Genomic DNA, 19924 nt, shown 5'->3' on the forward strand with positions numbered 1-19924 from the left:
TTGCAAAAATAGACTTTGATTATGGATTTTCAAGACTTTTTACAATATGTTCCAAAATTAATTGCTTCCAACTTACCCGCCATGGATGCGCATCTTAAAATGGCTCCTTTGGAACGCGTGGTTAGTTTGAAAAATAATTCTGTGGATAATAAAAATCCAAGAACTGCTGCTGTTTTAATGTTATGTTATCCTAAAAATGGAAAAACCCATCTGGTCTTGATAGTTCGTAATTCTTATCAAGGTGTTCATTCGGCTCAAATTGCTTTTCCCGGAGGTAAGTTTGAACAAGAGGATGTTGATTTCGCTGCTACTGCCATTCGGGAGACCCATGAAGAAGTTGGAATTCATCCCAACCAAATTGAAGTTGTAAAATCATTTACACAGGTGTACATACCTCCAAGTAATTTTATGGTATATCCTTTTTTAGGAATTTGTAGAGAAGAAATTAGCTTTATTCCAGATCCATTAGAAGTAGCGGGAATTATTGAGTTACCAATTACAACTTTCTTAAGCGATACAATTGTAATAGAAACAGAACTTAAGACCTCTTATGCCAATTCAATCAAAGTTCCTGCTTTTGAAATCGAAAACCATATTGTGTGGGGAGCTACAGCAATGATGCTGAGTGAGTTAAAGGAAGTTTTTAAAACTACATTTGTTTCCTAATTTCAAACGTATTTATAGACCATTTGCACCCAAAAATAAATTTTGTATGTTTGTTTTTTAAATGTTTAAAAACACACCTAATTTATGGGATTGTTAAAGAGAAATCCTTTTGGTCATATACTATTTATAAAAAAGTGGCTCATCCGAATTTTGGGATGTTTGACTCATAGAAGGTATAGAGGATTTAACGAATTACAAATTGAAGGTTCAGAGATTATTAAGAACCTGCCCGATACTAATGTATTGTTTATTTCAAATCATCAGACCTATTTTGCTGATGTTGTTGCGATGTTTCATGTATTCAATGCGAGTTTAAGCGGACGTACAGATTCGATTAAAAATGTGGGTTATTTGTGGCAACCCAAAATGAATTTGTATTATGTAGCTGCAAAAGAAACTATGCAAGCTGGATTGTTACCCCGAATTTTTGCTTATGTAGGAGCGATTACTGTGGAGCGTACTTGGCGTGCCAAAGGTGTCGATGTAACTGAAAAACGAGAAGTTAATCCGAATGATACGGAGAATATTAAAATAGCTTTGGCAGATGGTTGGGTAATTACTTTTCCACAAGGAACTACCAAGTCGTTTAAGCCAGTTAGAAAGGGTACAGCACACATTATTAAAGAACACAGACCAATTGTAGTGCCAATTGTAATTGATGGCTTTAGACGCTCTTTTGACAAAAAAGGGCTCCGCATGAAAAAGAAAGGGATTTTACAGTCTTTCATTATCAAAGAACCGTTGGATATTGATTATGAAAATGACACTATCGACGAGATTGTTGAAAAAGTAGAATATGCCATTGAGCAGCATCCTTCCTTTTTAAAAGTAATTCCTGTTGAGGAATTAGATGAAGCAGAACGCTTAAATAAATTGAGAAATTGGGAATGTTAATATAAAAAAAGAGGCTTTGCCTCTTTTTTTTACGATTCTATTTTTTGAAGTTCTTCGTAGTTGGTTTTTAGTTTTCCTAAGAAATTACCATATAATAATTTGTAAAATGCCCAAATAAATAACATTATAAACAGCATAGCAAATACAAATGGTAGTATCATAGCTGTTCCATGGTCAGGAATACTACCTATTTTACCCGATTCTTTCCAACTTTGATTCCAACTGTCTATAAAACTGAAAGCAGCAATATAGCCACCTATAATAATATTCCAATAGATGTAATAGTTAACTATTTTTCGAGTTTTTAAAATATGCTTGATAAGTATTGAAGCATTGTTCAAAACAGAAATTGTTTTGTAGTTTTTAAAGAATAAGTAGATGAAACCTAAAATAACAAAATAGTTTAAATTTACTGCAATACTTAAATAAGGGTGTAGCTCGTTGTATTTTGAATTGTATGGATCAGGAAGTAAAAGTCCAATCCCATTCAAAACTACAAATTCTAATATGCTCACAATTAAAATCCACTTCACTATAGAAGATGATTTTTTATGAATCATAGCATAAATATCCTTTTCGCTTAGTTGTTCAAAAGAGGCCTCACTCTTTTGCCAATCTTTCTTTAGTAAATCCAGCTCTTTCATATTCCTTGAGGATTTAATAGTTTTTTTAATTTTCCTTTAATTCGGTTCATTTTTACTCTTGCATTGACTTCGCTAATTCCTAATGTTTCTGCAATTTCAGTGTAATCTTTGTCTTCCAAATACATAAAAATGAGGGCTTTTTCGATGTCATTCAGTTGGTAGACGGCTTTGTATAATAATTTGAGTTGTTCTTCTTCTTCGTAATTGTAATGGACTTCGGGGACAAAGTGGGAATTGCCTTCGTAGCCTACAGTATTAATGGATCGCTTTGTCTTTCGGTATAAAGTGATAGCGGTATTCAATGCTACTCGGTAGGCCCAAGTGGAGAATTTGCTATCGCCTCTAAATTTGGGATAGGCTTTCCATAACTGAATCGTAATTTCTTGAAACAAATCTTTGTGCGCGTCTTCGTCCTCAGTATACAATCGACAAATTTTGTGGATTATATTCTGATTCTCTCGCAATTGCTTTACAAAAGAGTGTTCTAGTTCCGATTTCATATTGGGATTAGTAGTAGATTGAGTTGTTTTGTTACATATTTTTTGCCGCAAAGACACAAAGGCATCACTTTTTTTATTCTTTACCTCTGGTGCACAGATTTTACAATTGTTTTTTGATATTGAATTTGATTTTTGATATTGTTATTTTCACAAGGGTTTGTTTTTGTAATAATTAACCATCAAGTTGACAAATTTACTATACCCTTCCATCCCGTCTTTTTGTTGGTTCCATTTTAAGAAGCTATCATAAAAAAGATGAAATCCTTTTTCAATAGGAGTCTCATAGGCTTTCCAAAAGGTATCACTCTCTTCATAGTTTTTCAAAATACCTGGATGAATGGTTTGAAGCAATTTTTTGTAAACAGTTTCATTTCGGACTTGCCAATTTGTTAAGCAATACCGCAAAGCAAAGCTATACCCAGAGTATTTAAAATACAAATCATTATTTTTTATAGATGCCATAAAGCCAATAAAGTTACATTCGCTTTCGCTAGCATAACCCATTTGGTGGGCCATTTCGTGACAAGTCGTAGTGGGCGAATTATACATAGGCATTAAATAATTGATTTGAGCTTCATTGGTAAACGGATTCAAGTAACCGCCAAAACCCATATAAGTCAATGGCAAACTGAAAAGCGATTTTTTAGCACTTAATTCAGAATACTTTAAAAAAGGATATTGTGTAGCTATATTTTTATATCCTTTTGGATCCATTTGAAACACTTGCTCTTGTGAATAGGGGAAGACTATTTTTGCATTTTTATCATTGGTTATTTGGGATTGAATAGCATTTGTTTTAGCAATTAATTTTTTGGTAAAAACCAATAAATCGGCATCGGTATAATCACGTTCAATTTTCATTTTCTCAAAAAGAGGTTCGCGATAATAGTTTAGTCCCCAAAGCGTATGTAAGAAAAAATAAAATAGTGCTAGACAACTCACTATTGAAAGTGTGTTTTTTTTCCAATGGTTTTTCCAAGATTTTCGGGAATACCAAATCCATCGTATCGCTAATACAATCAATATGAAGTAACCAATATCTCCTACTGAGAAAGGGATGCTTCCAAATACAATTCGGAGTGCTTTAGAAACTAAGGGGTACAGTCCGTTACTATACCATTGTTCTACAGTCTTTGGAAAAAGTCCAATTACTTTGACTAAAATGATTTGAATCAAGAGAAAATAGGGTAGTAGGTATTGGCGTTTCACAAAATACATTTTAGGATGTAAATATAATCACAATATCAATTCATAACGAGTTTAAACTTTGTAACTTTGCTCGTTTGATACTTAAAAACGAATACAATAAATGAGCCAAGAAATACGCAATTTAGAGCCTAAAGTACTTTGGAATCAGTTTGCCAATTTGAATGCAGTGCCACGTCCTTCTAAAAAAGAAGACCGTGTTATAGCGTTTATGAAAGACTTTGGAAACCAATTAGGATTAGAAACTTTTGAAGATGATATTCGAAATGTAATCATCAGAAAGCCTGCTACTCCAGGTATGGAAAATAGAAAGCCAGTAGTGCTACAAGGGCATTTGGATATGGTTCATCAAAAAAATGCGGATACCATTTTTGATTTTGATACTCAAGGGATCGATATGTATGTAGATGGCGATTGGGTTCGCGCGCGCGGCACTACCTTGGGGGCTGACAACGGACTAGGTGTTGCCGCTATTATGGCGATTTTAGAAAGTAAAGATATTCAGCATCCAGCAATTGAAGCCTTATTTACTATTGACGAAGAAACTGGAATGACCGGTGCTTTAAACCTAAAAGGCGGAATTTTACAAGGACAAATTCTTTTGAATTTGGATACCGAAGAAGACGACGAAATTGACATTGGTTGCGCAGGTGGGATTGATGTAACGGCTACAGCTGAATATGATGAAGAAGCTACTCCAGAAGGATCAGTTGGATATACTATTACGGTTAAAGGATTGAATGGAGGACATTCAGGAATGGATATTCATAAAGGATTGGGAAATGCTAACAAAATTATGAATCGCTTGTTATTTGACGGCTTTGATAATTTTGGATTGCAAATCGCATCTATTCAAGGTGGAAGTTTACGTAATGCTGTTCCGCGTGAAAGTGTGGCAAAAGTAATTATTGCTGAAGTGTATGATGAAGCGTTTGTATTTGACATGCAACAAATCGTAAATGAAATCAAATCGGAATTAAAAACGACCGAACCTAACTTAGAGATTGTTTTCGAAAAAATGAAAACTACTCCTGCAAAGGTAATGCCTTCGATTGCTCAGTTTTATTTTGTTCGCGCCATGTACACAGCTCATAATGGGGTATATCGCATGAGTGCTGACTTTGATAATTTAGTAGAAACCTCTAACAATATTGCTAAAGTAGATTTAAGTAATGGTCAACTTTCGGTTCAGTGTTTAACGCGTTCTTCTGTAGAATCGGCTAAAATGGATTTGGCAAATGCCTTGCGTTCTGCTTTTGAATTAATGGGTTGCGAAGTAGAATTTTCAGGTTCTTATCCAGGTTGGACTCCTAATTCTAAATCCGAAATTTTAGATGTATTGACTTCTATTTATGAAAAACAAAATAATGAAAAAGCCAAAGTAGTAGCTTGTCATGCGGGTTTAGAGTGTGGTATTTTAGGCGCTAATTATCCTGAAATGGATATGATTTCTTTTGGACCAACTATTCATGGTGCGCATTCGCCAGATGAAAGAGCAAGCATTTCTTCAGCAAAAAAATTCTGGAAATTTTTAGTGGAAATTTTAGGTAACATTCCTATGAAGTAATGTTTTAATACAATAAAAAAAGCCTCGTTTGTTACTAAACGAGGCTTTTTTATTGGCAATAAATTGAAAAATTATTTTTTCTTTAATATTTTATATTCTTCATAACAACCACTGATGGCGTCTAAGATTTGTAAATCATTTGCCGTTTGGATAAACGATTCAGAGTAATTACAACGTTGCAAAATCTCGGCAATTTCTTTGGTGTCAATACCCAGTAATGCGGTAACAGTTTCTCTATCGTATTTGGATTCTAAAAGTTTTCTAACAGTTTCATCTTTTTTCATTTCCTTCAGCTTTTTGAGCTCTTTGGGTTTTTTACCGAAGAAATTATATAGCATATCGGCGGGGTTGAAAATAGATCCCATCACTCTACCAAAGGCATTTGGCGAATACTCTCCAGCTTCGTAACCTTGGGTTAAACCTGAAATGCTATAACGGAAGTTTTCTTTGGTAGGAATCAATTTCGAATCAACCTCAAGATAGCCTGTTAGATAAAAAGGTCTGATGATGACTTCTTCTAGAGCAATTGCTTTTTCCGTTAACTGAATGCGGGTACTTTTGTTTTTAATCCAATCATTAGTTACACGTACGCGTAGGGGTTGGAAACCTAGAATAGTAAAGTGTAATGTGTCGTTAACTTGTACATTGATTTCAAAACGCCCGTTCGCATCGGTTGTGGCACCACGAACTTTGTTCAAGTTAATGATATTTACATTAGATAAGGGCTGATTAGTATTGTCATTAACAACAATTCCCGAAACTTTTTGGGAGGGTTCTACTTCTTGTGCAGTAAGATGTACTGAAAGTAGTATGAAAAAGAAAACTACAAAATATTTCATAAACTGATTTAAGACTTTAAAAGTAATAAATCAGTCGGGAATATTTTGTAGTTTTTCTATAATTATAAGAAAATTAACAAAAGCTGTTAGTCTCTTCTTGGTCTTCTTGGTCTTGAAGAATCACCAAAGCTTTCAGAACGTCTTGGCGCTCTTTCAGAAACTCCGCCTTCTCTTCCTTCGCCTCTTCTTGGAGCTGATCCTCTTTCACTTCGGAAACCACCTTCTCTTGGAGCTGAATTTCTGTCGCTTCTAAAACCGCCTTCGCGTCTAGGAGCAAAGCTTCCTTCTCTTCTTGGAGCTGAACTTCTTCCGCCAAATCCACCACCAGAATTTCTTCCATTATGGTCACGTCTTCCGCCACCATCATTTTTAGAAATTTCAACGTTGATTCGTCTTCCGTTTAAGTCATATCCGTTAAGTACTTCCATCACTTTATCCGTGTGTTCTGCATCGGTGTTAAAGAAAGAGAAACCTTCTTTTACATCTACTTTGAAAACGTCGTCACGACCTAATTCTAATGTCTCTTTCAAGAAGTCTTTCAATTGCATCCAATCGAAATCGTCTCTAGATCCAATGTTTACGAAATATCGTGTAGCACCACCATTGTTGTTTTCTCTTGGAGCTCCATCTCTTTCTCTTCGGTCTGAACCTGAAGATTGAGAAGAAAGATCTCTGTTTTTCTTGTAGTAGTTGATGAAACGGTTGAATTCTACCGATACCATTTTCTTGATTAACTCTTCTTTAGATAATCCTTCTAATACTTCGTTGATAGCTGGAAGGTAGTTGTCAATTTCGTGATCTACTTCAGTATCTTTGATTTTGTTAGCTAAGTGTAACAATTGGATTTCGCAGATTTCAATTCCAGATGGAATTGTTTTCTCTTGAAATTTTTGTTGGATAATTCTTTCTATAGAAGAAATTTTACGAATTTCACTTTTAGTTACAATAACAATAGAAGTTCCTAATTTACCTGCACGTCCAGTACGACCTGAACGGTGGTTATAGGTTTCGATTTCGTCAGGTAATTGATAGTTTACTACGTGAGTAATATTATCAACGTCAATTCCACGAGCCGCAACATCAGTTGCAACAAGCATTTGAATTTGACGACCTCTAAATGATTTCATTACACCATCACGTTGCGCTTGAGATAAATCTCCGTGCAAGGCAGCAGCGCTATATCCATCTTCAATTAATTTTTCGGCAACAGCTTGTGTATCACGTTTTGTTCTACAAAAAACTACTGAAAAGATGTCTGGATTAGCATCAGCTAAACGTTTCAATGCTTCGTAACGATCACGAGCATTTACCAAGTAAAATTCGTGTGATACTGTAGCCGAACCTGAGTTTTTACTACCTACAGTTACCTCAGCTGGGTTTGACATGAATTTTTTAGCAATTCGTGCTACTTCAGCAGGCATTGTTGCAGAGAATAACCAAGTGTTTTTCTCGTCTGGAGTATCTGATAAAATCGATACGATGTCTTCATAAAAACCCATGTTCAACATCTCATCTGCTTCGTCAAGAATACAGAAATTGATGTTTTTAATGTTCACAAGACCTCTGTTAATCATGTCTTGCATTCTACCTGGAGTAGCCACAATAATTTGTGCTCCACGTTTAATTTCTCGGGCTTGTTCTGTAATGCTTGCACCACCATAAACTGCCACTGTATGTAAACCTTTTACGTATTTTGAGTATTGTTTAATCTCGTTGGTGATTTGTAAGCATAGCTCACGCGTTGGTGATAAAATTAACGCTTGTGTACTTCTGTCTTCAGCATCAATTTTTTGAATAAGTGGAAAACCAAAAGCTGCCGTTTTCCCTGTACCTGTTTGTGCTAAAGCTACTAAGTCTGTGTTTTGTTCCAATAGTACTGGAATCGCTTTTTCTTGCACTTCTGACGGATTCTCAAATCCTAGATCTTTGATCGCCAGCAGTAGCGACTCATTCAGACCTAATTGTTCAAATTTGTTCATATATTATTTTAAATTGGCTGCAAAGGTAGGTTTTAAAAACCATATAAACTAATTTGTTAATTATTGATTTTCAATGAATTATGTTTTGTTGAATTTTGATGTATTTTCTAAAAGAGGGTTTTAAGTAAAATAAAAAATAAAAATGTGAAAAATGAGAACTACTTTTACTGAAAAAGAGAGATATGTTTGAATTTTTAGATACTATTGGAATATTAGTATTTGCTATGTCAGGCGCTTTGACTGCTATATACAAGAAATTAGATTTGTTTGGTGTGTATTGTATCGCTTTTGTTACAGCTTTGGGAGGTGGAACTTTGCGAGATGTTTTGATAGGAAGAACCCCAGTTGGTTGGATGTTAAATATTGATTATGTGTACATTATCACCTTAGGATTTGTACTCTCAATTGTATTTAATCGTTATTTGGAGCGATTGAGAACTTCCATGCTTTTGTTTGACACTATTGGATTAGGGGTATTTACTTTAATAAGTTTAGAAATTGGTCAGGAGTATCATTTAAATGCAGTTGTTTGTATAATTTTAGGTACTATTACGGCTACTTTTGGAGGAGTTATTCGTGATATTTTGTGTGCCGAAATCCCAGTTTTATTTCGAAAAGAAATTTACGCTACTCTGTGTATTGTTGGTGGAATCTTATTTTTTATTCTTCAAGAACTACAAGTGGCGTCCAATAGTATTTCATTGATTGTAGTTTCTTTTATAATCAGTTTTCGATTGATTGCATTTAAAAATAATTGGAGTTTGCCTATCGGAACTGTTTTTGCAAAAAAGTAATCAATTGTTTTACTGCGATTCCACGATGACTGATGTTTGATTTTTCTTCTAAGGTCAGTTCTGCAAAGGTTTTTTGGTAGCCATCCGCCACAAAAATAGGATCGTATCCAAATCCGTTTGTGCCGACTCTTTCCTCGATAATTTGTCCGTTTATGATACCTGTAAAAAGTTGTTGTTCTCCATTGATGTTCAAACAAATTACGGTTTTGAAATTGGCTTTTTTATTTTCAATTTCTTTTAAATTGACTAATAGTTTGTCAATATTATTTTCGTCATTTTTAGGTTCGCCTGCATATCTCGCCGAAAAAACGCCGGGTTCGCCATTCAAAGCATCTACTTCAAGACCAGAATCATCAGCAAAACAATTAAAACCGAATTTTTCAGTTACATAATTGGCTTTTAAAATAGCATTTCCTTCAATCGTGTCTGCAGTTTCGGGAATATCTTCGGTACAACCAATTTCTTCCAAACTTAAAATCTGAATAGTATCAGAAACGAGTAATTGAATTTCTTTGATTTTATTTTTATTGTTAGAAGCGAAAACGAGTTGCATAATTTAGGTTTGATTTATTTTCAAAGGTATTGAAATTTGAGTTCTTAATTTTTGATAAAATTAAAAATGTTATTTTGATGTTAAAATATTGATTTATAATATTTTATATAAGTTTAATAATTAACTTTAGGTGTGTTTTTGATGGTGCTTGAGTATGTCAATATTCCTTAACTTAGGATTGGTTGACAGTTCAATAGTCTACCATACGAGTAAAAAGTATCGGTAAGATAATGGTATCTCAAAATCTACAACTGGAGGACTCTAAAGGTCCTCCTTTTTTTATTTATTTCAGTCTCGAAGTTTAGGGAGTAGTGAAAAAAACTTCTTTACAGGTAGGTTTTACTATAAACTGGGTAAGATTGTAAGATATAGTATGATTAAGCTCTCAAAAATAAATTTGCTTTCAATTCTTTTATAAATTTTAAATAATTATTTTTGCTGCTGGTTTAAAATAAATAATCCCTTACATATAATTATGGTAAAAGATTTATTCGAAAGAATTCAGACAAATAAAGGTCCGTTAGGGAAATGGGCTTCACAAGCAGAAGGTTATTTTGTTTTTCCAAAATTGGAAGGCGAATTAGGACCAAGAATGAAATTTCAAGGGAAAGATATTTTGAACTGGAGTTTGAATGACTATTTAGGTCTTGCCAATCATCCAGAAGTGCGTAAAGCGGATACTGAGGCTGCTATTGAATACGGTGCTGCCTATCCTATGGGAGCTCGTATGATGAGTGGTCATACTAAATACCACGAACAATTAGAACAAGAATTGGCTGCTTTTGTAATGAAAGAGTCAGCCTATTTATTGAATTTTGGTTACCAAGGAATGGTGTCTATTATTGATGCTTTGGTAACTAAAAATGATGTAATTGTGTATGATGTTGATGCACATGCTTGTATTATTGATGGAGTTCGTTTGCACATGGGGAAACGTTTCACATACCGCCATAACGATGTGGAGAGTATGGAGAAAAACTTGCAACGTGCCACAAAATTAGCAGAAGAAACTGGAGGCGGAATTTTGTTCATTACCGAAGGTGTTTTTGGAATGCGTGGTCAACAAGGAAAGTTGAAGGAAGTGGTTGAAATGAAAAAGAAATACAACTTCCGTTTGTTAGTAGATGATGCGCATGGTTTTGGTACACTAGGAAAAACAGGAGCCGGAGCAGGTGAAGAGCAAGGTGTCCAAGATGATATCGATGTGTATTTTTCTACTTTTGCTAAATCAATGGCTAATATTGGTGCTTTCGTAGCAGCGGATAAAGATATTATCGATTACTTAAAATACAATTTACGTTCGCAAATGTTTGCTAAAGCGTTGCCAATGATTCAAACGATTGGTTCATTGAAACGTTTGGAATTACTGCGTCAATCGTCTGAAATTAAAGATAAATTGTGGGTTAATGTAAATGCGTTGCAAAATGGATTAAAAGAAAGAGGTTTTAATATCGGAGATACAAATACCTGTATTACACCGGTATATCTTGAAGGATCTATTCCTGAAGCGATGATTATGGTAAACGATTTGAGAGAGAATTACGGAATTTTCTTGTCTATTGTGGTGTATCCTGTAATTCCAAAAGGAATTATCTTGTTGCGTATGATTCCTACAGCTTCTCATACTTTGGCTGATATTGACGAAACCTTGGCTGCTTTTGAAGCCATCCGTGAAAAATTAGTAAACGGAACGTATAAGCAAATTGCTGAAAAAACTACAATTGATGTTTCTTAACTAAGAAACCCCTACTTTGATAAATAAAAAATCCATTCGTTTGAATGGATTTTTTTATGCATAAATTTTTATAATTCTATTCGAAACGTTTTTCTACGACAAACAATTTTAGGGTCAAAGTTTTTCCACAACAGGTGTATTGCATGGTTGTCAATCAGTTCTGGTGTTCGGATGCAATTTTGAATTCCTTTCTCGGTAAAAGTAGTGTGGTACTCTTTGAAAATAATCGCGTGAACACCCTTGTTTTGGTATTCTGGATGCACTCCAATCAAATAAAAAGTAACGTCTTTACTATTGTTTCTTGCATTTAATAAATGAAAGAGTCCAAAAGGGAAAAGTTTTCCTTTGGCTTTTTGCAATGCCTTTGAAAAACTAGGCATCACAATGGCAAAAGCCACTAAATTACCGTCTTTATCTTCAACAAATTTGATATATTCCGGATTGATGAAGCTGATGTATTTTTTCTTGAAATACTCTTTTTGAACATCTGAAATAGCAACAAATGATGATAAATTAGCATAGGAAGCATTGAACAAATCAAACATTTTGTCCACATAAGGCATAACGTCTTTAGTCTTCTTGAAGTTGATTGGGCGAAGTTGGTAACGCCTTTTGATTAATTCCTGTGCTTTGTCAAAATGTTCTAGTTTAACATTTGCAAAAGGAAACTTATTTTCTAAATATTCTTTTTCAACCGCATAACCCAATTGTTCGAAATGCTTAGCATAATACGGATGGTTGTACCACGTAATCATGGTGCCTATTTCTTCAAACCCTTCGGTAAGAACGCCTACTTTGTCTAGATTTGAAAATCCCATTGGACCTTCAACATATTCTAACTTATTTTTCCGACCCAATTCATACACTTTTTCTAGCAAGGCTTGGGTTACTTCAACATTATCAATTACGTCAAACCACCCGAAGCGAACTTTCTTTTTTTGTTGGTTGTTGACTTCTTCCCAATTGATGATAGCGGCTATTCGGCCTACAATTTCATTGTTGCGATACGCCAAATAAAAATAGGCTTCGGCATTTTCGAAAGCTGGGTTTTTGGTTTTGTCAAAGGTTTCTAATTCGTCAGCAATAATGGGTGGTACCCAATATTGATTGTCTTTGTATAAGAAAAAAGGGAATTTGATATAGTCAGTCAATTCACTTTTAGTAATCGCTTCTTTAATTTGAATCATGGTAATTAATCTAAAAAATCAGGAATTTTTTCTTTTTTGTACCTTTCTTAGCTCTTTTTTGTGCTTTCAAAACATTAGGATCTTCAACAGGCATTCGGACTTCATTATAGTTGCCATCATAGCGCCAAGAAAATCCAAGCCCACCATAAAAAATAGAGGGTGTGTTTTTTAAGCTGGCACTGGCAGAGGCGTCAATTTGAAGATCATCGGTAATTAAAAATGCTGCTCCAGCTCTCACGATAGCATCGCTATAAAAATCACTTTTATATCCTTGATTTTCTACAAAACCAGACCATTTGTCGTTGAATCCCTTAGTTAGAGTCACTGCGTATCCGTAACTTGGATATTCGGTGCCAATATAATCGGCAATGGTATTGGTTACAAATACCCAAGTGCCATCTCCTAAATGGTTCTGAGTAATCAGGATTACTTTAGGAGAAATCCCCGCATTAGGTGAAAAATGATATGGATTATTCGCAGATGTAAAATTAGCTCCTGCAAATACGGAAACCGCCGGAATCAATTGACGCCAGCTAAATTTTTTGTTGGCATTCCAACTGTATACGTTGATTTTTTTTTCGTGATTTTTAAACGGGTCGTAGAGTAAGTATTTAGCTCCTAAAATCGTTTGTTTTAAGGCTTTTTGATTTGTTTTTGTGTACAATGCTTCGTATACCTGACTTTGGTATTGAATGTCGGCAATTACTTCTAATTTTTCCATCAACATTCCATAACGCAAAGTAGCGTCAATTCCATAACCATTAGCTACATAATTCAGTAAATGGTGTTTTTGAGAAATGCCATAAGCGCCTGTTTCTAATTGTATTACTGATTTTCCTACTGAAAAAGCCGACATCGTTTCTCCAGGCCTGTTGGAATTAATTTGGTCAGTATATTGAGCAAAATTCAGTAGCGGCATTAGCAAAAGTGTCAGTAACAAGGAGGTGTTGGGTTTAAACATAATGATCTTGTTTGGATTAAAAAGAAATAACGCTTCCCAAATGTACTATATTTTATCATTTATTTAAGAATGATATTTTTATTTTGTCCCGAAGTTTCGGGAGGAATTTATTATTTTTGAAAAAAATATTTGATTATGCAAGAAGCCTCTTTTTCTAATTTGATAAGAACAATATTCTATATAATGATGTTCTATTATGTTTTTAAATTTTTAGCCCGTATATTTTTGCCAATTTTAGTCAAAAAAGCGGTTGAAAAAGCAGGAGAAAATTTTCAAAAACAACAACAATATACACAGGATGCCGCTTGGAAAAAAGCACAACATAACGATGATATAATTTATAAAGAAACCGAATCTAAAAACCCTCGCGAAACCAAAAAAGTAGGGGATTATGTGGATTACGAAGAAATAGATTAAATTTGTCTCACCCCACTTTTTATATTCTAACCAAACTACTTTTACATTGAAAAAACTCCATACGTTTTATCCTCATTTGCTTGCCATTATTGGTTTCGTTCTGATTTCGTTGATTTATTTTTACCCTGTTTTACAAAGAAAACAAATCTTTCAATCAGATATAGCACAATACACCGGAATGGCAAAAGAGCAAAATGATTTTAGAGCTTCCACTCATATTGAACCGTATTGGACGAATTCAGCTTTTGGAGGTATGCCAACGTACCAGTTAGGAGCTAAATACCCTCATGATTACATTGGTGCTTTAGATGATGGATTGCGTTTTTTACCCCGTCCGGCTGATTATTTGTTTCTCTATTTCTTAGGGTTTTATGGGTTGTTGTTAGTATTGAAAATTGATCCACTCAAGGCTTTTTTCGGTGCTATTGCGTTTGGGTTCTCGACTTATTTGATTATCATTTTAGGTGTGGGACATAATGCGAAAGCCCATGCGATTGCGTATATGCCTCTTGTAATTGCTGGATTTTTATTGGTATTTCGAAAAAAATATGTCTGGGGAGGTTTACTGACTTTATTTGCTACGGCATTAGAAATCAATGCAAATCACTTTCAAATGACCTATTATTTGTTGATTTTTTTATTGGTTTTGGTGGGGTACTTCTCGTGTCAATTTATCAAAGAAAAAGACTTCAAAGGATTAGGATTTACTTTTGGGACGCTTGCTATAGCTGGAATTTTTGCAATTGGTGCCAATGCAACTAATTTATTAGCCACAACGGAATACACCAAATTTAGTACTCGAGGAAAAAGCGAGTTGACTTTCAATGCAGATGGTTCTAAAGTAACTGAAAATAGTGCGTTGTCCCGCGATTACATCACCGAATACAGTTATGGTATAGCGGAAAGTTTTAATTTGATTGCGCCACGACTTTTCGGAGGCTCCAATAATGAAGCTTTGGGATCGGATAGCAGTATGTATCAATTCATGATCAATCAAGGAGTTCCTGAAGTGCAAGCAATAGATTATGTAAAAGGAATGCCAACCTATTGGGGAGATCAGCCTATTGTGGCAGCTCCAGCTTATATCGGAGCAGTAGTTTTCTTTTTGGCTTTTTTAGCGCTATTTATTGACAATCGAAAAATTAAATATGTTTTCTTTGGAGGAGCGATGATTGCTTTGGTTCTTTCTTGGGGAAAAAATTTCCCGAGTGTAACCAATTTCTTCATAGACTATGTTCCAATGTATGATAAATTTAGAGCTGTTTCATCCATTCAAGTTATTCTAGAATTGTGTTTCCCAGTTTTAGCGGTCATGGGATTGCAATCTTTTTTTCAATTAAATGGCGACGAGCAAAAGAAAGGTCTATTACAAACTACTTTATTTGGAATTGGGACCCTAGTTATTTTGTTCTTTGCCAAAGGACTATTTAATTTTTCTGGGAGCGGAGATGAATATTTCTTAAAAAGCTACGGACCTGCTTTTGTGGATGCTTTAAAAGCAGATAGGAAAACAATGTATAGCGCTGATTTATTGCGCTCTGGTTTTTTTATTGTAATTACGACCGCTGCTTTATGGTTGTTTATTAAAAATAAATTGGCACAAAAAACAACTATTATAGTTATTGGTTTAGTGATGATTTTTGACTTATTCTTAGTCGATAAAAAATACGTTTCTGAAAAAGATTTTGTAAGTAAAAGGGAAGTAGAAGTTCCATTCCAAGCAACACCAGTGGATTTGCAAATATTGAAAGACTCGTCTAATTATCGTGTTTTTGAAATCAATGGTAATTTATCGAGCGCAAGAGCTTCATTCTTTCATAAATCGATTGGAGGTTATCATGCGGCGAAACCAAGAAGAATGCAGCAATTATTTGATTACCAAATAGCTAAAAATAATTTAGAAGCCTTAAACTTTCTGAATGTAAAATACCTGATTCAAACGGATAAAGATGGAAAAGAATTTCCAATTGCCAATCCAGATGCGAATGGGAATGCTTGGTTTGTTAGTCAGGTGAAAGCAGCACATTCTGCAGACGAAGAGATGAAAGCTTTAGATAAATTGGATTCTAAAAATGTAGCGGTAATCAATACCAACAACTTTGAGGTTAAAAAGACAAATTTTGTCAAAGACAGTTTATCAATTATAACCTTAGATTTGTATCAGCCGAATGATTTGAAATACACTTCGATCAATACGAATGAAGGTTTGGCAGTATTTTCTGAAATGTATTATAAAAATGGTTGGAATGCTTATATAGATGGTAAAAAAGTGGATCATTTCCAAGCGGATTATGTATTGAGGGCTTTGCCAATTCCAGCAGGAAAACACAGTATAGAGTTTAAATTTGAACCTCAAGTTGTGCAAACAGGAAGTACAATCACTTTGATAAGTTCCATTGGAATAGTTTTACTTTTGATTGCAGGGATTTATTTGGAGAGAAAAAAGTCAATTTAATAGTTGAAGTTAAATTTGTAAATTTGATTATTAATTTCAGTAAAAATGAAGGCAAACAAAATAAATCATGATCACCCCTCAAAAATGGAAGCTCGTCATATTGATGAGGTTAGAAATATGACTCCTCAACAACGGTTTGAAAAAATGATGGCAATAATTGAACTTTCAAATATGCTGAAAAATGCAAAAAAAATATCAAAGTAATTAAATGAATAGTCAAATAACTGAGATATGGAAGTACTTCTCTTTGTGTAAAGTCAAATATTTGACCATTGGAGGATTTGCGGTTAATATTTATGGCTATGGAAGAAATACTGGTGATATTGATATATATATTGAAGATTCATTGGACAATAGAAAAAACTTAAGAGAAGCATTAAAACAACTTGGCATTGGTGATTTTGAAAATATCAATACGATGCAGTTTATTCCGGGTTGGACTGATATTACTTTGAATTTTAATTTACGATTAGATATTATGACCTCTGTAAAAGGTTTAGAAAATAGTTCTTTTGAGCAGCTTTTAGAACAAGCCTATATTGTTGAGATTAATGAAACACCAGTTTACTTTTTAGATTACAATAATTTAATTAAAGCTAAGAAAGCTGCAAATCGTCCAAAAGATATTTTAGATATTGAAGAATTAGAAAAAATCAATCATAAATCTAATTAATAAATTTGGAACCAAAACAAAAAAAACTTTTAATCATTACCTATTATTGGCCACCAGCAGGAGGACCAGGTGTGCAGCGTTGGTTGAAGTTTGTCAAGTATTTACCAGAGTTTGATGTTCAACCTATTGTTTATGTCCCTGAAAATCCAACGTATCCTATTGTCGATGCACATTTGGAAACTGAGGTTTCGGACAAAGCGATTATTTTAAAAAATAAAATTTTCGAACCCTATCAATTAGCGTCTTTTTTATCCAAAAATAAAACCAAAAAAATCAGTTCAGGAATTATTCCCAATCAGAAAAAGCAATCTTTTTTAGAGAAGCTAATGCTTTGGGTTCGCGGTAATTTATTTATCCCTGATGCCCGCGTTTTTTGGATAAAACCTTCTGTAGCTTATTTAGAAAAATACATTCGTGAAAACGAAATTGACATGATTGTTACTTCGGGACCGCCACATAGTTTGCATTTAATTGGATTGGAATTGAAGCAAAAACTAAACTTAAAATGGTTGGCTGATTTTCGAGATCCTTGGACTACAATTGGATACCATAAATCATTACGATTGTCTAATTACGCAGCTAAACGTCATAAACAATTAGAACATCAAGTGCTGAATTCGGCAGACACTATTATAGTAACGAGTAAAACTACTAAATTAGAATTTCAAGCGATTACATCTAAACCAATATCTGTTATTACCAATGGTTTTGATGTCGAAAAAATAGAAAAACAAACCTTGGATATCAAGTTCAGTTTGGCCCACATCGGTTCGTTTTTATCTGAAAGAAATCCACTGATTTTATGGGAAAGTTTGGTTGAACTACTTCAAGAAATACCCTATTTTCAATCCCATTTGGAGATTAAATTGATGGGTGCTGTAAGCCAAGAGGTATTGGAAACCATTTCGCAATTTGGTTTGAATTCCTGTTTGAATAATTTAGGGTATGTTTCACATGCTGTGGCGGTGGAACACCAACGTAAATCACAAGTTCTATTGTTAATTGAAATCAATTCAGAGGATACCAAAAGTATTATACCAGGAAAATTATTCGAATACATGGTTTCGGAACGACCTATTATTGCCATTGGCCCAAAAGATTCTGATTTTGCTGAAATTATTACCAATACGAATACGGGAGTGTTTTTTGACTATTCAGAAAAAGCCAGATTAAAACAAACCATTTTAGATTATTATACTCAATTTTTAGAAGGTAAATTACAATCGAATGGAGTTGGATTACAACATTATTCTCGAAAAAACCTAACCAAACAGTTGGTTGAATTAATCAATCAATAACAAGTAACCAAGTCAACTATGGGAATCGTTTTAAACCAATCTTTGAAAAATACAATCATTACCTATATTGGTTTTGCAGTTGGTGGTGTAAGTACTTTGTTTTTATTTCCTCCCATTTTAGGAAAAACATATTACGGTTTATCTAACTATATTTTGTCTTGTGCCAATGTAATTATGCCTTTGTTTGCTATTGGAATGCAAAACACCTTGGTTAAATTTTATTCCCAATGCAAAACAGAAAAAGAAGAAAATCAATTCTTGTCTTTTACAGTTTTGTTCCCGCTTTTTCTATGTATCCCATTGATTTTAATTGGTTTGTTTTTTTATGATGAGATTGCTTTTTTTATGACAAAGAAAAATCCAATCGTAAAAGATTTTATCTACTTAATTCCTTTTACCGGACTATGCATGGCGTATTTTGAGATTTTTTACGCTTGGGCTAGAGTTCATATGCATTCCGTATTTGGCAACTTTATCAAAGAGGTAGGTTTGCGTTTGTTTTCAGTAGTGGGACTTTTAGGCATTTATTTTAAATTAATTACAGCAATTGATTTTATTTATCTTACTGCGGTGATTTATTTTGTAGCCTTTTTGGTGACCATGTTGTATGCTTTTAAGGTCAAAAAGCCAGTTTTCCAATTTTCTATTCCTCACAATGTTAAAGCTATTTTAGAATATACTTTTTATATCATTTTGTCAGGAAGTGTAGCGAACTTACTTTTAGATGGAGATAAAATCATGTTAAATCAATACATGGACATTGGAAATATAGCCTATTACTCTGTGGCTACTTATATCGCTTTGGTGATTTCGGTTCCAAGCCGTGCGATGCACCAAATCGTTTATCCTATTACCGCGAAATTAATGCACGAAAACAAACACGACGAATTGAATGATTTGTATAAGAAAACCTCTATCAATTTGCAATTAGTAGGAGGGTTTGTTATGTTGTGCATTTTTGTGAATATTGAACAATTGTACGAGATGGTTCCCAAAGAATATGCAGGAGGAATTGTGGTGGTTTTTATGATTGGGCTTTCTAAATATTTTGATTTAATATTAGGAAATAACAATGCCATCATTTTTAATTCTAAATACTACCGAATGGTCTTATTTTTAGGATTAATGTTAGTGTTTGTTACACTTATTTTGAATATGATTTTTATTCCTCTGTATGGTATTATAGGGTCTGCATTTGCTACTTTATTATCTATTACGTTGTATAGTGTAGCCAAATTGATGTTTGTAGTAAAACGGATGCATTTGTATCCATTCACTAAGCAAACGTTGTATTCTATAGGAATTACTTTTGTACTCTTTTTATTATTTTATTTTTGGAAATTCCCATTTCATCCGATTATAGGTATTGGATTGAAGTCGATTTTAGTAACTGTTCTTTATGTGTATTTGAACTATAAATTGGTTATTTCTATTGAAATTAATCGTTTCTTAGATAGTATTTTTACGAAACTAAAATTATAATCGTAATTTTAATATACCCTTAAAACTACTTCTTTTTTTATATTGTAAATATCACTAAAAGTGGGTATTGTACA

The 19924-nt window shown here is 33.9% G+C and carries 19 protein-coding genes; 11 read left to right on the top strand and 8 right to left on the bottom strand.

What is annotated here, in order from left to right; all coding sequences use genetic code 11:
- Window positions 1-21 precede the first annotated feature (21 nt).
- Both RMR09_RS06005 and RMR09_RS06010 read left to right on the top strand, forming a co-directional pair.
- Window positions 22-666, top strand: coding sequence for a CoA pyrophosphatase (locus tag RMR09_RS06005; RefSeq protein ID WP_310594894.1), 645 nt, complete (start codon window positions 22-24; stop codon window positions 664-666).
- Between the two features lie 84 nt (window positions 667-750).
- Complete coding sequence (locus tag RMR09_RS06010; protein ID WP_310594895.1) at window positions 751-1560, top strand: lysophospholipid acyltransferase family protein; 810 nt, start codon at window positions 751-753, stop codon at window positions 1558-1560.
- A 29-nt stretch (window positions 1561-1589) separates the two neighbouring features.
- On the opposite strand, the gene RMR09_RS06015 is transcribed toward RMR09_RS06010, so the two are convergent.
- The 3 genes from RMR09_RS06015 to RMR09_RS06025 form a co-directional block, all read right to left on the bottom strand.
- Window positions 1590-2204 (bottom strand): hypothetical protein, encoded by a 615-nt coding sequence (locus RMR09_RS06015; RefSeq protein WP_310594896.1) that lies wholly within the window; start codon window positions 2202-2204, stop codon window positions 1590-1592.
- Window positions 2201-2704 (bottom strand): sigma-70 family RNA polymerase sigma factor, encoded by a 504-nt coding sequence (locus tag RMR09_RS06020; RefSeq protein ID WP_310594897.1) that lies wholly within the window; start codon window positions 2702-2704, stop codon window positions 2201-2203. The genes RMR09_RS06015 and RMR09_RS06020 overlap by 4 nt, the downstream gene beginning before the upstream one ends.
- 147 nt (window positions 2705-2851) lie before the next feature.
- On the bottom strand, window positions 2852-3913 hold the full coding sequence (locus RMR09_RS06025) for a DUF3810 domain-containing protein (RefSeq protein WP_310594898.1): 1062 nt from the start codon (window positions 3911-3913) through the stop codon (window positions 2852-2854).
- A gap of 100 nt (window positions 3914-4013) precedes the next feature.
- On the opposite strand from RMR09_RS06025, the gene RMR09_RS06030 reads away from it, so the two are divergent.
- Entirely contained in the window at window positions 4014-5477 is a 1464-nt protein-coding gene (locus RMR09_RS06030; protein ID WP_310594899.1) for an aminoacyl-histidine dipeptidase, read from the top strand.
- 71 nt (window positions 5478-5548) lie between these two features.
- On the opposite strand, the gene RMR09_RS06035 is transcribed toward RMR09_RS06030, so the two are convergent.
- Complete coding sequence (locus RMR09_RS06035) at window positions 5549-6316, bottom strand: carboxypeptidase-like regulatory domain-containing protein (protein WP_310594900.1); 768 nt, start codon at window positions 6314-6316, stop codon at window positions 5549-5551.
- A gap of 86 nt (window positions 6317-6402) precedes the next feature.
- Window positions 6403-8295 carry a DEAD/DEAH box helicase gene (locus RMR09_RS06040; protein ID WP_310594901.1) on the bottom strand — a complete coding sequence of 631 codons (1893 nt, stop codon included), beginning with the start codon at window positions 8293-8295 and terminating at the stop codon, window positions 6403-6405.
- A 182-nt stretch (window positions 8296-8477) separates the two neighbouring features.
- Between RMR09_RS06040 and RMR09_RS06045 the strand changes: the two genes are divergently transcribed.
- Window positions 8478-9089: a trimeric intracellular cation channel family protein gene (locus RMR09_RS06045; protein WP_310594902.1), complete on the top strand. Its 612-nt coding sequence runs from the start codon at window positions 8478-8480 to the stop codon at window positions 9087-9089.
- Here RMR09_RS06045 and RMR09_RS06050 read toward each other — a convergent pair.
- Complete coding sequence (locus RMR09_RS06050) at window positions 9061-9642, bottom strand: non-canonical purine NTP diphosphatase (protein WP_310594903.1); 582 nt, start codon at window positions 9640-9642, stop codon at window positions 9061-9063. The two genes, RMR09_RS06045 and RMR09_RS06050, sit on opposite strands and share 29 nt — an antisense overlap.
- Window positions 9643-10117: 475 nt before the next feature.
- On the opposite strand from RMR09_RS06050, the gene RMR09_RS06055 reads away from it, so the two are divergent.
- Complete coding sequence (locus RMR09_RS06055; RefSeq protein WP_310594904.1) at window positions 10118-11377, top strand: aminotransferase class I/II-fold pyridoxal phosphate-dependent enzyme; 1260 nt, start codon at window positions 10118-10120, stop codon at window positions 11375-11377.
- A 68-nt stretch (window positions 11378-11445) separates the two neighbouring features.
- On the opposite strand, the gene RMR09_RS06060 is transcribed toward RMR09_RS06055, so the two are convergent.
- Window positions 11446-12564, bottom strand: coding sequence for a GTP cyclohydrolase (locus tag RMR09_RS06060; protein WP_310594905.1), 1119 nt, complete (start codon window positions 12562-12564; stop codon window positions 11446-11448).
- Window positions 12565-12574: 10 nt separating this feature from the next.
- Entirely contained in the window at window positions 12575-13525 is a 951-nt protein-coding gene (locus RMR09_RS06065) for a transporter (RefSeq protein WP_310594906.1), read from the bottom strand.
- Window positions 13526-13660: 135 nt separating this feature from the next.
- Here RMR09_RS06065 and RMR09_RS06070 point away from each other — a divergent pair, with 135 nt between their 5' ends.
- From RMR09_RS06070 to RMR09_RS06095, 6 genes are read left to right on the top strand one after another with little or no spacing between them, the layout of a single operon-like run.
- A complete protein-coding gene (locus tag RMR09_RS06070; RefSeq protein ID WP_310594907.1) occupies window positions 13661-13942 on the top strand; it encodes a DUF4834 family protein in 282 nt (93 codons plus the stop codon).
- Window positions 13943-13988: 46 nt separating this feature from the next.
- Window positions 13989-16397, top strand: coding sequence for a YfhO family protein (locus RMR09_RS06075; protein WP_310594908.1), 2409 nt, complete (start codon window positions 13989-13991; stop codon window positions 16395-16397).
- Between the two features lie 45 nt (window positions 16398-16442).
- Window positions 16443-16601 carry a hypothetical protein gene (locus RMR09_RS06080; RefSeq protein ID WP_310594909.1) on the top strand — a complete coding sequence of 53 codons (159 nt, stop codon included), beginning with the start codon at window positions 16443-16445 and terminating at the stop codon, window positions 16599-16601.
- A 4-nt stretch (window positions 16602-16605) separates the two neighbouring features.
- Window positions 16606-17070 carry a hypothetical protein gene (locus tag RMR09_RS06085; protein ID WP_310594910.1) on the top strand — a complete coding sequence of 155 codons (465 nt, stop codon included), beginning with the start codon at window positions 16606-16608 and terminating at the stop codon, window positions 17068-17070.
- 5 nt (window positions 17071-17075) lie between these two features.
- Window positions 17076-18368, top strand: coding sequence for a glycosyltransferase family 4 protein (locus RMR09_RS06090; RefSeq protein ID WP_310594911.1), 1293 nt, complete (start codon window positions 17076-17078; stop codon window positions 18366-18368).
- Between the two features lie 18 nt (window positions 18369-18386).
- Entirely contained in the window at window positions 18387-19850 is a 1464-nt protein-coding gene (locus RMR09_RS06095) for an oligosaccharide flippase family protein (RefSeq protein ID WP_310594912.1), read from the top strand.
- Window positions 19851-19924: the final 74 nt, after the last annotated feature.

Source organism: Flavobacterium sp. (genome assembly GCF_031537875.1).
Classification (GTDB): Bacteria; Bacteroidota; Bacteroidia; order Flavobacteriales; family Flavobacteriaceae; genus Flavobacterium.

Bases quoted from the DNA above. Each gene is read 5' to 3' on its own strand.
- RMR09_RS06005 (WP_310594894.1), top strand. From the start codon at position 22: ATGGATTTTCAAGACTTTTTACAATATGTTCCAAAATTAATTGCTTCC.
- RMR09_RS06010 (WP_310594895.1), top strand. From the start codon at position 751: ATGGGATTGTTAAAGAGAAATCCTTTTGGTCATATACTATTTATAAAA.
- RMR09_RS06015 (WP_310594896.1), bottom strand. From the start codon at position 2,204: ATGAAAGAGCTGGATTTACTAAAGAAAGATTGGCAAAAGAGTGAGGCC.
- RMR09_RS06020 (WP_310594897.1), bottom strand. From the start codon at position 2,704: ATGAAATCGGAACTAGAACACTCTTTTGTAAAGCAATTGCGAGAGAAT.
- RMR09_RS06030 (WP_310594899.1), top strand. From the start codon at position 4,014: ATGAGCCAAGAAATACGCAATTTAGAGCCTAAAGTACTTTGGAATCAG.
- RMR09_RS06035 (WP_310594900.1), bottom strand. From the start codon at position 6,316: ATGAAATATTTTGTAGTTTTCTTTTTCATACTACTTTCAGTACATCTT.
- RMR09_RS06040 (WP_310594901.1), bottom strand. From the start codon at position 8,295: ATGAACAAATTTGAACAATTAGGTCTGAATGAGTCGCTACTGCTGGCG.
- RMR09_RS06045 (WP_310594902.1), top strand. From the start codon at position 8,478: ATGTTTGAATTTTTAGATACTATTGGAATATTAGTATTTGCTATGTCA.
- RMR09_RS06050 (WP_310594903.1), bottom strand. From the start codon at position 9,642: ATGCAACTCGTTTTCGCTTCTAACAATAAAAATAAAATCAAAGAAATT.
- RMR09_RS06055 (WP_310594904.1), top strand. From the start codon at position 10,118: ATGGTAAAAGATTTATTCGAAAGAATTCAGACAAATAAAGGTCCGTTA.
- RMR09_RS06060 (WP_310594905.1), bottom strand. From the start codon at position 12,564: ATGATTCAAATTAAAGAAGCGATTACTAAAAGTGAATTGACTGACTAT.
- RMR09_RS06065 (WP_310594906.1), bottom strand. From the start codon at position 13,525: ATGTTTAAACCCAACACCTCCTTGTTACTGACACTTTTGCTAATGCCG.
- RMR09_RS06070 (WP_310594907.1), top strand. From the start codon at position 13,661: ATGCAAGAAGCCTCTTTTTCTAATTTGATAAGAACAATATTCTATATA.
- RMR09_RS06080 (WP_310594909.1), top strand. From the start codon at position 16,443: ATGAAGGCAAACAAAATAAATCATGATCACCCCTCAAAAATGGAAGCT.
- RMR09_RS06085 (WP_310594910.1), top strand. From the start codon at position 16,606: ATGAATAGTCAAATAACTGAGATATGGAAGTACTTCTCTTTGTGTAAA.
- RMR09_RS06095 (WP_310594912.1), top strand. From the start codon at position 18,387: ATGGGAATCGTTTTAAACCAATCTTTGAAAAATACAATCATTACCTAT.